General features: G+C 72.8%; 7 protein-coding genes. 4 read left to right on the forward strand and 3 right to left on the reverse strand.

The features are described from left to right. Nucleotides 1-5 precede the first annotated feature (5 nt). The 3 genes from BUB75_RS20400 (at nucleotide 6) to BUB75_RS48175 (ending at nucleotide 8,063) form a co-directional block, all read left to right on the forward strand. The gene (locus BUB75_RS20400) at nucleotides 6-671 is read left to right on the forward strand and encodes a Crp/Fnr family transcriptional regulator (RefSeq protein ID WP_073259108.1); all 666 of its coding nucleotides are present in this window, start codon (nucleotides 6-8) and stop codon (nucleotides 669-671) included. A gap of 308 nt (nucleotides 672-979) precedes the next feature. Beyond that, nucleotides 980-4,228, forward strand: coding sequence for an adenylate/guanylate cyclase domain-containing protein (locus BUB75_RS20405; protein WP_178379928.1), 3,249 nt, complete (start codon nucleotides 980-982; stop codon nucleotides 4,226-4,228). A gap of 4 nt (nucleotides 4,229-4,232) precedes the next feature. Continuing rightward, nucleotides 4,233-8,063, forward strand: coding sequence for an ABC transporter transmembrane domain-containing protein (locus BUB75_RS48175; protein ID WP_143175313.1), 3,831 nt, complete (start codon nucleotides 4,233-4,235; stop codon nucleotides 8,061-8,063). Between the two features lie 132 nt (nucleotides 8,064-8,195). On the opposite strand, the gene BUB75_RS20415 is transcribed toward BUB75_RS48175, so the two are convergent. Then, complete coding sequence (locus BUB75_RS20415; protein ID WP_073259111.1) at nucleotides 8,196-8,486, reverse strand: hypothetical protein; 291 nt, start codon at nucleotides 8,484-8,486, stop codon at nucleotides 8,196-8,198. A gap of 123 nt (nucleotides 8,487-8,609) precedes the next feature. On the opposite strand from BUB75_RS20415, the gene BUB75_RS45355 reads away from it, so the two are divergent. Continuing rightward, entirely contained in the window at nucleotides 8,610-9,896 is a 1,287-nt protein-coding gene (locus BUB75_RS45355) for a hypothetical protein (RefSeq protein ID WP_143175314.1), read from the forward strand. Here the strand turns inward: BUB75_RS45355 and BUB75_RS20425 are convergent. Continuing rightward, nucleotides 9,890-12,172 (reverse strand): putative bifunctional diguanylate cyclase/phosphodiesterase, encoded by a 2,283-nt coding sequence (locus BUB75_RS20425; RefSeq protein ID WP_073259113.1) that lies wholly within the window; start codon nucleotides 12,170-12,172, stop codon nucleotides 9,890-9,892. The two genes, BUB75_RS45355 and BUB75_RS20425, sit on opposite strands and share 7 nt — an antisense overlap. A 46-nt stretch (nucleotides 12,173-12,218) precedes the next feature. Next, a complete protein-coding gene (locus BUB75_RS20430; protein WP_073259114.1) occupies nucleotides 12,219-14,432 on the reverse strand; it encodes a putative bifunctional diguanylate cyclase/phosphodiesterase in 2,214 nt (737 codons plus the stop codon). Nucleotides 14,433-14,749 lie beyond the last annotated feature (317 nt).

The raw sequence follows: 14,749 nt of genomic DNA on the forward strand, positions 1-14,749 counted from the left end.
GGTCGATGGAGTGGTCAACGCTGTCCATGATCAGCGACAAAGAGCGGCGTGAGCTGCTCGCGGTCGCACGGCGACGCAAGTTCCGCCGCAACGAGGTGCTCTTCCACGAGGGTGACCCGGCCAACTCGCTGCACCTGATCGAGTCCGGCCACGTCAGCGTCCGGGTGACGACCGGCGCGGGCGACAGCGTCACGCTGGCCGTCCTCGGTCCCGGCGAGACCGTCGGCGAGCTGGCTCTCCTCGAGGCCGATCCGAGCAAGGCGGTGCGCTCGGCGACCGTCACCGCGCTGGAGGGCTGCGAGACGCTGTCGCTGCAGCGCGACCGGTTCGACGCGTTACGTCAGCAATATCCCCGGGTCGACCGGGTGCTGGCCGAACTGCTGGCGAACGAGGTGCGCCGGCTCAACGGCCGGCTGCTGGAGTTCCTGTACCTGCCCGCGGACAAGCGTGTGCTGCGACGCCTCGCCACGCTCGCCCGTGCCTACGACGACGGACGCACCCGGCCGGTGGCGGTACCCCTGACCCAGGAGGTCATCGCCAGCCTCGCCGGCACCTCGCGTCCCACGACCAACCAGGCGCTCCGCGCCGTGGAGGAGGCCGGCATCATCGCGATCGGACGTTCGAAGATCGAGATCCTCAACCCGGCGGCGCTCGTGCGTAAGGCACGGTGACCGGGGCCCGAGGCCCGCTGGCCGCCACTCCGCCCGCTGACGACCGCCCCACCGTCCCTTTCGGCACGCCGATCTCCTTGCTCGCGACCGATGCGCGGCACGGGGCGAGCACCGCGCGCCGGTTACGGCCCGAAGTGCGGCCCCGTGACGTCGGGGTCGACGGACAAGCGACCGTGCTGGCGCACCAGGAGCCACGGCCGACGCCTCCGTCGACCGTCGCCACGGACACGACGCGTGAGCTGTCCCACGTAGTCAGGTCCCCGTCAGTCCGGGTGGGCCAGGGAGCGGCGGACGCCTACGCTACCTCCGTGCCGACCGTGCTCAGGTGCTCGAACTGCGGCGAGGAGAACAACCCGCCGCAGGCTCGGTTCTGCTTTTCCTGCGGAAACGCGTTGACCTCCGACGACACCCGCGAACTGCGCAAGACGATCACGGTGGTGTTCACCGACGTCGTCGGGTCGAGTTCGCTGGGTGAGCGCCTCGATCCCGAGGTGCTCCGTCGGATGATGACTCGTTACTACGAGCACGCGACCGCTATCCACGTGAAGCACGGCGGCCGGGTCCAGAAGTTCATCGGTGACGCGGTCATGGCGGTGTTCGGGCTCCCGAACTCCCGTGAGGACGACGCCCTGCGTGCCGTCCGGGCCGCCGCGGAGCTGCACGCGTCGCTGGAGGACCTCAACCGGACGCTGGAGCGCGACTGGCAGGTCACGCTGAACCTGCGCACCGGCGTCAACACCGGTGAGGTCGTGATCGGCGCCGCGTTCCTGGGCCAGGACATCACGCTGGGCGACGTCGTGAACGTCGCGGCGCGACTGGAGACCGCGGCCGAGCCGGGCAGCGTGCTGATCGGTGATGCGACCTACCGCCTGTCGCGGGACGCCGTGACCGCCGAGATGCTGCCGCCGATGACCGTGCGCGGCCGGGGCGTCCCGGTGGACGCCTGGCGGCTGCTCGCGGTGAAGCCGGGCGCCTCCGGCCACGCCCGCCGGCTGGACGCCCCGATCGTCGGCCGGGTACAGGAACTCGCGCTGCTGCAGCAGCTGTTCGACCGCGCCGTGGCCGAGCGGACCGTCCAATCCATCACCGTGCTCGGCTCCGGCGGATCCGGCAAGTCGCGCCTGCTCTACGAGCTGCTCAACCGCGTCGGCGACCGGGCGACCGTGTTGCGCGGCCAATGCCTGAGCTACGGCGACGGACTCACGTACTGGCCGCTGGCCGAGATCGTCCGCCAGGCGGCGGGTGTCGGCCCGGAGGAGGACACCGCCGCGGTCCGGCGCAAGCTCTCGGCGCTGCTCCCCGGCGACGACCGGACGGTGACCGCGCTGGCCGGGCTGCTCGGCGAGCCCACCGGCCCGACGATCCTGGAGCCACCGGCGACAGCCGCCAGCGTCGAGGACCTGCCGGAGGCGATGTTCCGGTTCGCGTCCACGCTGGCGGCGCGGCGTCCGCTCGTGCTGGTGCTGGACGACCTGCACTGGGCCGAGCCCGCGCTGCTCGACCTGATCCTCAAACTGGCCGAGTGGCTGCGCGACAGCCCGGTGCTGATCTGCTGTCTGTCCCGGCCCGAGCTGCTGGAAGCACATCCGCAGCTGAGCAGCGGCGGCACCAACACGCTGATGCTCGAACCGCTGACCGGCGACGACTCGGCAGCGCTGCTCGACAACCTGCTGGACGGCGCGGAGGGCGCCGAAGAGGTGCGCGCCCGGATCGTCGAGGCCGCCGAGGGCAACCCGCTCTACATCGAAGAGCTGGTCGGCATGCTGCTCGACGACGGTTTACTCGATCGAATCGACGGCCGGTGGACGCTCACCGCCGAGATCAACCGGCTCGCGGTGCCGCCGAGCGTCGGCGCGCTGCTGGCCGCCCGGTTGGACGGCCTGCCGAAGGGCGAGCGGGGCGTGCTGGAGCGCGCCAGCGTCATCGGCGACGTGTTCTACCGCAACGGCGTCATCGCGCTCACCTCGCCCGACCAGCGACGTGACGTCACCGGCGCGCTGCTGTCGCTGGTCCGCAAGGAACTGCTCCGGCCGGAGGGTTCGGTGCTGCACGGCGAGAGCGCGCTGCGCTTCCGCCACCAACTGGTCCGGGACGCCGCTTACAACTCGCTGTCGAAGCGGGAACGCGCGCACCTGCATGAGGCCGCGGGCCGCTGGATGGAGGAGACGCTCGCCGGCCGGCTGCCCGAGCTGGAGGAGATCGTCGGTTACCACCTGGAGCAGGCCGCCCGGTACCGCAGCGGCATCGGCCCCGCCGACCCGGACACGCTGGAACTGTCCCGCCGCGCCGCCGAGCACCTCGGCCGCGCCGGACGCCGGGCGTTCGCTCGGCGGGACATGCCGGCCGCGATCACGCTGCTGGGCCGGGCAACCGCGCTGCTGCCCGCCGAGCACCCCGGCCGGGTGGGGCTGCTGCCCCAGTTCGCCGCCGCGCTCGTCGAGCGGGGTGAGTTCGCCAGAGCGTCCGAATTGCTGACCGAGGCCGCAATGGCGGCCGACCGGACCGGCGACAACGAGTTGCGCCGCGAGACCGAAAAAGTGCGGTCGGTGCTGCGGCTGCTGTCCGGTCCCTCGACCGACGACCTGGCCGACGGCGGGGTCTCCCCGGCCCGCGCCGGGGAGCGCCAGCCGCTCCCCGACCTGACCACGACTGTGGAGCTCGGCGGCGGTGGCGGCGCCTCGGTCGCGGCCAGCTGGACGCTGCTCCGCGACGTTCGGTGGTTGCCCCGTGCGGTGAACAGCGTCGACCGGCCGCCGACCGACGCGGACTCCAGCGGTGCCGGCCCCGGCGCGGACGGGCGGCGGCAGGCGATCGCCAAGGCGTTCGCGCTCGCCGCCGTGCTCGGTGACGCTCCGGTCGAGCAAACGATCAGCCAGTACCGCGCCGAGCTGGCGAGCGTCTCGACCAACCGCACCGCCGAGGTCCGGCTGCGTGGTGCGCTGGCCGGGCTGACCGCGATGGCAGGCCGGTTCGACGACGCCCGTGAGCACCTGGTCGCCGCGCAGGCGATCACCGACCGGCTGGGCCTGCGGGTCCGCGCGGTCTCGCTGGCCTACCTCGGCGGTTACGTCGAGATGCTGGCGGGTGACCCGGCGGCAGCGGCTGCGAAACTGCACGCGGGAGCCGAGGAGTGCGCCCAGATGGGCGAGCGGTACGTGCTATCGAACCTGCTGGCGCTGCTCGCTCAGGCCCGGTACGCGCAGGGTGTGCTCGCCGAGTCGGCGCAGCTGGCCAGCGACGCCGAGCGGGCCGCACCGAACGACGAGATCGTCGCGCAGGCCACCGCACGGGCCGCCCGCGGGAAGGCCCTGGCCCGGCTCGGCCGGGTGGAACAGGCGGTGACCGCGGCCCGATCCGCGGTCGACACGGTCCGGGGTACCGGGCTGTCCACGGTGGAGGCGGACGTTCTGCTGGACCTCGCGGAGGTGCTGGAGCTCTTGGGAGACCCGATCGGCGCGCGAATGTCGGCGTCCGAATCGCTGGATCGGTACGAGCGCAAGGGCAACGTGATCTCCGGCGCCCGCGCCCGCGCGGTCGTGCTGCGGCTGGGTGGGTGAGCGGATGGCCCAGCTCGTCGAGGTCCGCGAACCCGGGCTTCCGGCACGGACGGCGGTCATCGACGGCGTCGTCGAGGTGGGCCGGGACGCGTCCGGAATCCTGCTGTCCGACCCCGAGACGTCCCGTCGGCACGCCGCGCTCACCAGCGTCGAGGACTTTCTGACCGTCCGTGACCTGGGCAGTACCAACGGGACCACGGTCAACGGCAACCCGATCCAGGCCGAGACGCTGCTGGAGCCCGGTGACATCGTCGGGGTCGGCGACGTCCGGATCGTCGTCATCGGACTGCTGACCGACGATCCGACGGACAGCGCGCCGACCGATACGAATCTGCCGGTCGGGCAGGTGGATACCGAGGAACTCCCGTCCGGCGGAGCCGCCCCCGCCGGCCCGGGCGCCGGCGGCCCTGGCGGAGCCGGCCCCGGTCCGGGTGGCCCTGGCGCAGCCGGCCCCGGCGCGGGGAGTCGCGGCTTGGGCGAGCCCGCCGCAGGCGGCCCTGGCGCAGGTGGCCCTGGCACAGGTGGCCCGGGCACAGGTGGCCCGGGCACAGCCGGGCCCGGCGCGGGCGGGCGCGGGCAGGCGCTGGGGAGCGCCCGGGTGGGAGATCCGCAGCCGGGCTCTGCAGGCGCCGGAGCCGGCGGAGCGGGCAGTGCCTCGGCGCCGATCCCGCGCGTGGGCGAACCCGCACCCAACGTCCCGGCGGCCGGTCGGGCGCAGGTACCGACGCCGCCCCAGCCCGCGGTGGGTTCCGCCGCGGTCGGGTCCGCATCCGTGAGCCCCGCACCCGCCTCTGACGGACCCCCGCGTCCCGCACTCGGATCGGCGCAGGTGCCGGTGCCGGTGGCCGGGCGCGCGGCGGTCACCCCGGGCCCGACCCCCCAGCCACCGCAGTACGACGGCGCCGCCGCCGAGGGCTCCGCGTTCCAGACCGGGCAGCCGCTGCTGCCGCTCCGGCCCGCGCTGGAGGAGATGGTCGCGAAGGAGACCGACGCGGCCGTCCTCCGGTATCGCCGGGGCAGCGCCGGTGAGGCCGCCGTCTCGGCCTACGCCACCGCGGTCAAGCGCGCCCGCAAGCGGCTGGCCGGCCTCGGCTCCGAACCGTGGGGCGTCAAGCCGCAGATCTGTCTCGTCGACCCGTTCCCGGACCCGGACGACCCCGGCTCGATCCTGACGTCCGGCACGGTCGTGGACGCCGCACGCGGCGAGATCTTCGTCGTCGTCACCGCGGAGTCGCCGCCGGAGCCGCCGGAGCGTCCGCTGGCGCTGTTCTTCGGTGCCGCGCTGCCCGCCGGTCGAGACGTCGAGCTGCTGATCGAGGGCTACGGCCTGCACCTCTGCGGCGTCCCGTCGGCCGACCCATACCTCGCCGAGATCGACGAAGAGCGGGGTCTGCCGCCGCTGGTCCGCGCCGAAGGCGAGCTACGGACGCTGATGGCGCTGTCGTTCGTCCGATTCTTGCTGGAACGGGGCACCGAGGCCGACCTCTGGAAGGTCTTCACCACGTCCCGCCCGGGTCAGGTCGACCTGACCGTGCAGGAGATCTACGGCACCGGACTCTCCGGCCTCGAGGAGCAGTGGCTCCGCTCGCTGGAGGTCGAGGAGGACAAGGTCCGGATCACCGCGTTCCTGCGGCTGGCCGGGCGCTACCTGCGGCCGTACATCCGGCGCGAGGTCGAGATCGGCTTTTACCTGCTGATCGAGCTCGCGTTCGTCGCGGTGTTCCCGTTCGCGTTCTCGCGGATGATCAACGAGGTCACCCAGCCCAACCCCAACTTCGACTACATCCTCCAGCTCATCGGTCTGCTCGCCGGGACGTTCGCGATCAGCCTGCTCGCCGAGCTGAGACGGAACTACGTGTCGGCGTTCGTCAGCTCGTCGATCGTCCGCGCGCTGCGCATGCAGATGTTCGCTGGGCTGCAGTCGCTCACCGCGCGCTGGTACAACGCCCGGAAGCAGGGCGACATCCTGTCCCGGCTGCTCTCCGACGTCGGCATGCTCGAGCAGGGCCTGTCGAACGCGGTCCGGGAGGGCCTGTTCCAGTCGCTCACGCTGATCGTCTCCGGCATCGTGCTGCTCCAGCTGAACTGGATCCTCGGGCTGATCGTCCTGACCGGCGCGCCGATCGTCGCGTTCATCTACCGACGGCTGGACGGGCCCGCGCTCAAACGCAGCAAGGCGGTCCAGGAGAACGTCGGTGCGCTGGTCTCGGTCGCGGCCGAGAGCTACCAGGCGCATGCGGTGGTCCAGGCCTTCGGCCTGGAGAACGAGGAACGCAGCCGGTTCGGCCGGGCGTCCGACCGGTTGTTCAAGCGTCAGCTGTCGCTGCAGCTGTTCAGCGGCTTGTTCGACCTTTCGGTGGACGCCGTCGTGACGACGCTGCGGCTGATCACGCTGGTCGTCGGCAGCTACCTGGTGATCAAGGGCAGCCTGTCGGTGGGCGACTTCGCGGCGGCGATCACGCAGATCGCCACCGTCGTCGGCCCGGTGACCGCGCTGACCGGGATCGGGCAGCAGATCCAGACCTCGACGGGTGCGCTGTTCCGGGTCAACGAGATCCTCGGCGCGAAGCCGGAGATCGACGACCACCCGCAGGCCACCCCGCTTCCGCCGGTTCGCCGGGAGATCCGGCTGGCGGACATCTCGTTCTCGTACGACGGTGACCGGCCGACGCTGCGCGGCGTCGACGTCACGATCAAGGCCGGCACGAAGGTCGCGTTCGTCGGCCCCACCGGCGCCGGAAAATCGTCGACGCTGCAGCTCATCATGCGGTTCTACGATCCGGACCGGGGCGCGGTGCTGTTCGACGGCCGCGACATCCGCGGCGCGACGCTCGCGTCGCTGCGCGGCCAGCTCGGCGTCGTGTTCCAGGAGACGTTCCTGTTCGACGGGACGCTCCGCGACAACATCGGGCTCGGGCGGCTCGGCGCCTCACCGGAGGAAATCGAGAAGGCCGCCCGCGCCGCTCAGCTGCACGAATACATCACGACGCTGCCCCGGGGCTACGACACCCCGGTCGGTGAACGTGGGGTGCGGCTCTCCGGTGGGCAGCGGCAGCGGCTCGCGCTGGCGCGTGCGCTGCTCCGCGACCCCGCGGTACTGCTGCTGGACGAGGCGACCTCCGCACTCGACCCGCGCACCGAACGGCTGGTCGCCGAGACGCTGGAATCGGTCAGCAGCGGCCGGACGCTGATCGCAGTCACGCACCGGCTCACGTCGATCGTCGACTACGACCAGATCTACGTGCTGGAGAGCGGTCAGATCGTCGAACAGGGCACGCACGACGAGCTGGTTGCGCTCGGCGGTGTGTACGCCGACCTGTGGGCTGAGCAGAACGGTCTGCCGCGACCGTCGGAGACTGCGGGCGACGACGTCGTGGATCCGGCGGGCGCGCTGGCCCAGGTCCCGTTCTTCGCGGGTTTGGACGACGCCGAGCTGCGCATCGTGGCTGCTTCGCTACGGGAGATCCGGCTGGAGCGCGGCGACACGTTACCCGCGCGCACCGGGCAGCTCGCGGTCGTCGTGCGGGGACAGGGCCGGGTGTTCGCACCGGACCCGACCGGCCGCGCGGTGCAGGTCGCGGAGCTCGGTCCGGGGCAGGTGTTCGGGCTCGGGGCGCTGCTCGGCGACGACACCGCCGCTGAGCTGCGCGCCGACCGGCGGATGGAGCTGGGGATCCTCACCGAGCAGGCGCTCTACGCGCTGGCGACGCGGTTGCCGGCGGTGGCGGCTGCCCTCAACGCGCGCCGCTCCCCGTCCGCGCCGCTCGGCGGCGAGCGCCTCTCTCAGGTGCGGATGCTGCCGCCGGAACTCCGCCGCTTACCGCCCGCGTCCTAACCGGCTTGCCTTACAACGGCGGTGGAGCCCGGTCAGGGCGGCGCTGGCAGTCGAGCGCGAGGCCGCCGCGACCTGTGCTGTGTCTCAAGGCCTCGCGCTCGCCTGCCAGCGCCGTTCTGACCGGGCCGTGCACTACCCGGGGACGTTGGCGAGGTAGTAGACGGCGGCGGCCCGGATCCAGTGGCGGCCGGGGCTGCCGTACGGGTCGAGGGTGTGGCGGGAGGGGTCGGGCAGCGCCCGGTGGCCGATGATCCACGCGTCGTGGCCGGTGGAGAGCCGAGCCCGGAGCGTGTTCATCATGTAGTCGCCGGCGTCCTGCCGACTCAGCGGGCCGACCTCCGCGAGGTTCGCTTCCAGGGTCTTCTCGCACATCTTCTCGTCGAGCACGAAGAAGAGGTCGTTGATCGCCAAACGCACCCGCATAAAGGTAACGATACGGCATATAACGCCCTTTAGCTCTGCCTCGCCCCCATCGACCTCACGCATGCCCCCGGCTACCGGGAGTTGACCGGCACTGGAATGATGCTGCGGGACCCGAGGAGAACGATGGCGCCGGAACATCCCCCAGCCACCGGCCCCACGCCGGACGACCTGCCCGCCGAACCGACCGTTGCCGCTGCGTTGGCTCGCGCCGCCGCGGCTGCGAAGCGTGCCGACGGTGGTCAGGCACCGAGCCGTCAGCGCCCGAAGAACCGCCGCGGACGTTCGCAGGCGAATCCGTCCGTGCCGCTCGTAGGGGGCTCCCCGGTGCCACCGCCGTTCTCGCAGAATCCGGTGTCGGGCGACTTACCCGCACCCGATCCGGGCGCGCCGCCGGTGGTGCCGGCGCCGTTCCCCAAGACTCCGCTCCCGCCGCCGCCCGCAGTGTGGCCACCGACCGCGGTGGCCTATCCGACGACGCCGGGCCTGCAGTCCGCCGCGCCGCCCCGCCGAGCCGGCATCCCCGATCCCCCCGCCGCCCCCGACGCCCCGACCACCCCGACGACCGCAGCGGCACCCCCGCAACCCGCCCCACCCGCCGACGCCGCCCCCACGGGCGCGCCCTCGAGCCCGGCCCCCACAGCGGCTGCGGCTGCGAGCCCCGCAACGGCTCCGAGCCGGGCCGGAGCTTCGAGCGCGGCGGCGGGGACGGGTGGGGCGGCGGACGGGCCGACCGCGGTGCTGGCGCGCCCCGATGTTCCGCGACCCGACGGGAGCGCACCCGGCACGGCCGCGCCGAGCGCGAGCACGCCGAACGAACCCGCACCGACTCCGTCCGCGCCGAGCGGAACCCCGACCAGCGGTGGCGCGGGGCACTTTGGGGTGCCCGTGGCGTCCGAATCTGACGCAGTACCGCGGGCCGAGACCATGGACTTCCCGGTCTTCGAGGCCTCAACCACCGCGGGCCCCCAGGGAAAGTGGGCGCTGGCCGCGGGCCGCTCCAGCGGCCGCCACGCCGCCGCCCTCGACACCGACGCCGGCACCGGCGCTCCCCCGAAGCGCGGCGCCCGCTCGAAGCTCGTGCTGCTCGGCGGCGCGCTGCTGGCGGTGCTGATCCTGGGCTTCGTCCTGGTGCTGCCCGCGTTGGCCGGCGGCTCCACCGAGGAGGGCAGCGAGCAGCCGTCACCGGCCGCTGCCACGCCGAGCGTCGCCCCGACGTCCGCCAGCCCGTCGCCGGTTCGGCCCAGCGCGTCGGCCGCCGCGGGTGAGTACCAGGAGCCGTACTACCCGCCGCCGGCGAAGCCCACCACCGAGGCTCCGGAGGAAGACTGGTACGACGACGGTGACTGGCCGGAGGACACCGAGGGCTGGGACGACGACGACTGGCGGGAGTGGTGGGAGGAGAACTACTGAGCCAGTGACGTGTCGCGCGCCGTGTGCAGCGGCCCGGCAGGCGCTATCAGCAGCTCAGTGATCTCCGTGGGCGGCATCGGTTTGGCGAACAGGAAGCCCTGCGCGTGCCCGCACCGCAGGTCACGCAACCGATCGGCCTGCGAGACCCCCTCCACCCCCTCGGCCACCGGACGCAGCCCGAGCGTCTCGGCCAGCCCGAGGATGGCACGGGTTACCGCCTCGTCGGTCGGGTTGCCGTCCAGGTCGTGCACGAACGACCGGTCGATCTTGATCGCGTGGATCGGCAGCGTCCGCAGGTAGGTCAGCGACGAGTAGCCGGTCCCGAAGTCGTCGAGCGCGATCCGCACACCCAGGTCGGACAGTTCCCGGAGGGTCCGCGCCGCCAGCGCGAGGTCGGCGACGAGCGCGGTCTCGGTGACCTCCAGCATCAGCGCCTCGGCCGGAACGTCGGCGTCGGCGAGCGCTGCCGCCACCTCGTCGACGAGGCCGGTGTCCACCAGGTGCGCGGCGCAGACGTTGACGCTGACGACGAACTTGGGCGCCACGTGCCGCCGCCACTCCGCGACCTGATGACACGCCGTCCGCAGCACGTACCCGTCGATCGCGGAGAGCAGCCCGGCGGTCTCGGCGGACTCCAGGAACGCACCGGGCCCGAGCAGGCCACGGGTGGGGTGCCGCCAGCGCAGCAACGCCTCGACGGCGGTGATCCGCTCGGATGCCAGCTCGACGATCGGCTGGTAGTGGACCTCGAATTCGCCGGCGTCCAGCGCACCGCGGAGTTCCTCCTCGAGCCGCAGCCGGCCCAGCGTCGAGCTCGACAGCTCCTGGTCGGCGACGCGATACCGGTTCTTACCGCTCTCCTTCGCCTCGTACAGCGCCAGGTCGGCGTCGCGGAGCAGCAGGTCGGCGGTCGATCGGTCGTCGGCCAGCGCGATCCCGACGCTCGCCCGTACCGTGACCGGGCCACCCTCGCCGACCGAGGCGGGCTCGCCGACCCGCTCCAGGATCACGGTGGCCACCGCGACGGCGTCCGCCTCGCTCGACATGCCGGGCAGCAGCACCGCGAACTCGTCGCCGCCGAGGCGGGCAACCGTATCCGTCGCCCGCACCGCACTCCGCAGCCGCCCGGCGACGGCGACCAGCAGCTGGTCGCCCGTGGCGTGGCCACGGGTGTCGTTGACCGCCTTGAAGCCGTCCAGGTCCACCAGCAGCAGCGCCGGTCGGGCGAGATCGGTGAGCAGCGCGGTCTCCAGCCGCTCGCTGAATAGCGTGCGGTTCGCCAGGCCGGTCAGCGGGTCGTGGTACGCCTGGTGGGCGAGCCGGGCGCGCTGGGCGCCCAGTTCGTTGCTGAGCGACGTCGTCATCCGGAGCGTCAGGAACTGCCGTCCGAGGATCGCGACCACCACCGCGGTCCCGAGGCCGACGACGACCGTGTCGAGCCGGCCGTGCTGGATCTGGGCCCGCAACGCGAACACGCCGAGCACTAGCAGCGGGAAGTACGGCAGGCCCTGGGCGGCGAACGTGGTCAGCCCGCGGTCCCGCGCCGGGCCGGTCGGGATCGGCAGGCCGGCGGACATCGCGACGGTGACGGCGCCGAGCTGGGCGAGCACATGGCCCCACTCCCACTCGTCGCCGCGGAGCGTCGTCGCCATCTCCAGGACCATCGACGTCGCGACCAGCGCGCCGCCCACGGTCAGCCCGGTGAGCGCCGAGCGCCACACCATCTGGCCGTTGACCAGTAGCAGGACCGCGATCGAGACGACCATCACGAGGATCAGGCAGAGCACGATCAGGCTCACCGCGCCGCGGCCGACGTGCCGCTCGGCGTACCACTCGTGGCCCATCGCCATCCAGATGAGACCGGAGAGCGAGAGCGCGATGATCGCCCCGTCGCAGAGCAGCCGGATCTTGCCGATCCGCGTCGGTGGCGCCACCGGAAGCGCCAGCAGGGCCCCGACCGCACAGACCGACGGTGGGATCGAGAACAGCGCGAGGCTCGCGGTCCGGATCTGCTCGGACCATCCCAGCGGACCGCCGAGCGTGTGCAGCAGCAGGCCGGTCACCCAGAGCCCCATCGCGAGCGCGCCGAGCCGTCGACCGGTGCGGAGGCGCCCTTCGGCCTGCCGCCCGACGTGGACGTACCGGACCAGTGCCCACGCGATCAGGGTGACCAGGACCAGGTCGTCCACCAGTTCGAACACCGACGGCGTGAGGGTGCGGACCACGAGCGCGTAGACGACGACGGCGATCGCCGCCGCTATCCACCCACGCCGCATACGCCTTTCATCGGCGGCCGGAGCCGCAGGCTAAGCAGAAGGCGCGTCAGGCAACGGAGTCGGCTCGGCGGTCCGGGAGCAGGAGCGCGAACTCGTCCGCGGGTACCGGGGCGCCGAGCGTCGCCAGGTTCGCACCGCACTCCCGGAGCCGCGTCCGCGACTCCACCCCAGTGACCACCGCACGGAGGCCCAGGCCGTGGGCCAGGCCGACGACCGCCCTGGTCAGGCCCGGGTCACAGCCCAGCGAACGGTCGAGCACGAGCGTGCGGAGCGGCAGCGTCCAGAGCGACCGTAATTCGGTGGGCCCTGCGCCGACGTCGGCGATCGCGAGGCGGACGCCCAGCCCGGACAGCGCCTGCAACGGTGGTTCGACGGCGCCGACGTCGGCCACCAGCGCCGCCGCGGGCACGGCCAGCTCGAGCACCTCCGGCCGGATGCCACCAGCCACCAGGCACCGGGTGACCGCGCCGAGGAGTGCGGCGTCCGCGACGCTGGCGGCGCAGATCGGCACCGTGACCGTGAGCCCCGGCGCGCTGTCGACCCAGGCGGCGGCGTCCGCGCAGGCGGTCTCCAGCACCCGCCGGTCCAGCGCGGTGAGCAGTCCCACCGCAACCGCGGCACCCTCGAACTCCGCCCGATCGAGTAACCCCCGCTCGCGGTGGCGCCACCGCAGGACGGCTTCCGCCCCCACGACCCGCTCCGACGACGGCTCGACGATCGGCCGGTAGAGCACCTCGAACTCGTCTCGGTCGACGCCGGCCCGCAGGTCCTCCTCCAGCCGGTGCCGCGCCAGCGACCGCTCCGCGAGTTCCTGGTCGGCGACCCGGTACTGGTTCTTGCCCTCCTGTTTCGCCCGGTAGAGCGCCAGGTCGGCGTCCCGGAGCACGGCGTCGGCGGACGAGGACGGCTGCGCGGTCGCGATCCCGATGCTCACCCGCAACCCGACCGTCGACTCGCCGAGCGTCACCGGCCGGGCGACCCGGTCGAGGATCGCCTCCGCCACGGTCCTCGCGCCGGCCTCACCGCCCGGCAGCAGCACCGCGAACTCGTCACCACCCATCCGGGCGACGGTGTCCGCGCTCCCGATCGCGGCCCGCAGCCGCCGCGCGACCGTGACCAGCAACTGGTCACCGGCGGCGTGCCCGCGCGAGTCGTTCACCGCCTTGAACCCGTCCAGGTCGACCAGCAGCACCGAGGGCGACCGATCGGTTGCCAGCGCGGCCTCGAGCCGCTCGGCGAACAGCGTCCGGTTGGCCAGCCCGGTCAGCGGGTCGTGAAATGCCTGGTAGGCGAGCTGCGCCCGCTGCCGGGTCAGCTCACCGGCCAGCCGGGCGTTCCGCTGCAGCGAGAGGAACTGCCGGGTCAGCACCGCCACCGCGAGCAAGAACAGCATCCCGGTGAGCACGAGGTTGATGTCCCGCGCGAGCGCTTGGTGCACCGCGGCGATCACCGCCAGCGCGAGCAGCACCAGATACGGCAGCGCCTGGGCGAGCGTCGTCGGGTACTCCCAGTTCGCGCGGCGGGCGAACATCGGCATCGGCAGCAGCGCGGCCCGGCCGATCAGCGCGGTCCCGAGGAACATCGCACCGCCGGCGACGGTCTCCGGCGCGGGGTCACCGGCCAGCGCGACGAACCCCGCGGCCAGCGCCCCGAACGCCATCACCGCGATGCCACCGGCGAACGAGCCGAGCGACGTCGGACCGTTCTGGGTGCGCCCGAGCATGATCGGCAACGCCGCGGACAGCAGCACCAGCAGCGACCCGGACAGCGTGATCAGCGCCAGCGCGCCCGGGGCGTCCAGGTCGACGGCGGGGTCGACCCCGAACAGCGCGGCCCAGGCGAGCGTGGCCAGCGACAGTCCGACCGCCGCGCCGTCGATCAGCATCCGCACCGCCGAAGCCCGGTTCAGCCGCAGCCCCGGAACCATCAGGAGCGTCACCACCGCACACGCCAGCGCGAGCTGAGCGACCAGCGCCAGCGCACCCATCCGCACGCCGAGCGACGCCCCGGCCAGCAGCCCGATCTCGTTGCAGGCGAGCGCCAGCCCCCACAGCCCCAGCGCGACGACGCTGAGCACCCGCCAGCGCCGCTGCGCGCCGGTGAGTTCACGGGCCCGCCGGACGAAGTGCCGAGTGGCCCAGGTCGTCACCAGCAGTAACCCGAGGTTCTCGACGTGCAGCGCACCGGCGGGCAGCATCACGAGCGAGACCTGGAAGGCCACGCTGAGCGCCAAAACCCCGGTGAGCCAGCCACGTCGCATCGCTCGACCCCGCCCTCCGCGCCGACCGGGTGGCAGTCCGGTCAGGCTTCCGATGGACAGTTGAATCGCGACTCTATGACCGACCGGCCCCGGGAAACACCCCGTTCACGCGGGTATGCGTGGGCCACCCTCGCACGGCCTCGCGTTTAATCGATCACTGTGACGTATCTCGCAGCTACGCTCCGACGTTGGAGACGGCCGAGCCCGCGCGAGCGTACGCCGGGGAACGCAGTGATTCCACACCGGACCGCTGTCCACCCCGGCTCTTCCAGCGGCGGAGCACCGACCGGCGGTCGGCGCTCCCCGGCGCACAGGTC

The organism is Cryptosporangium aurantiacum (assembly GCF_900143005.1).
In the GTDB taxonomy this organism is placed as follows: Bacteria; Actinomycetota; Actinomycetes; order Mycobacteriales; family Cryptosporangiaceae; genus Cryptosporangium; species Cryptosporangium aurantiacum.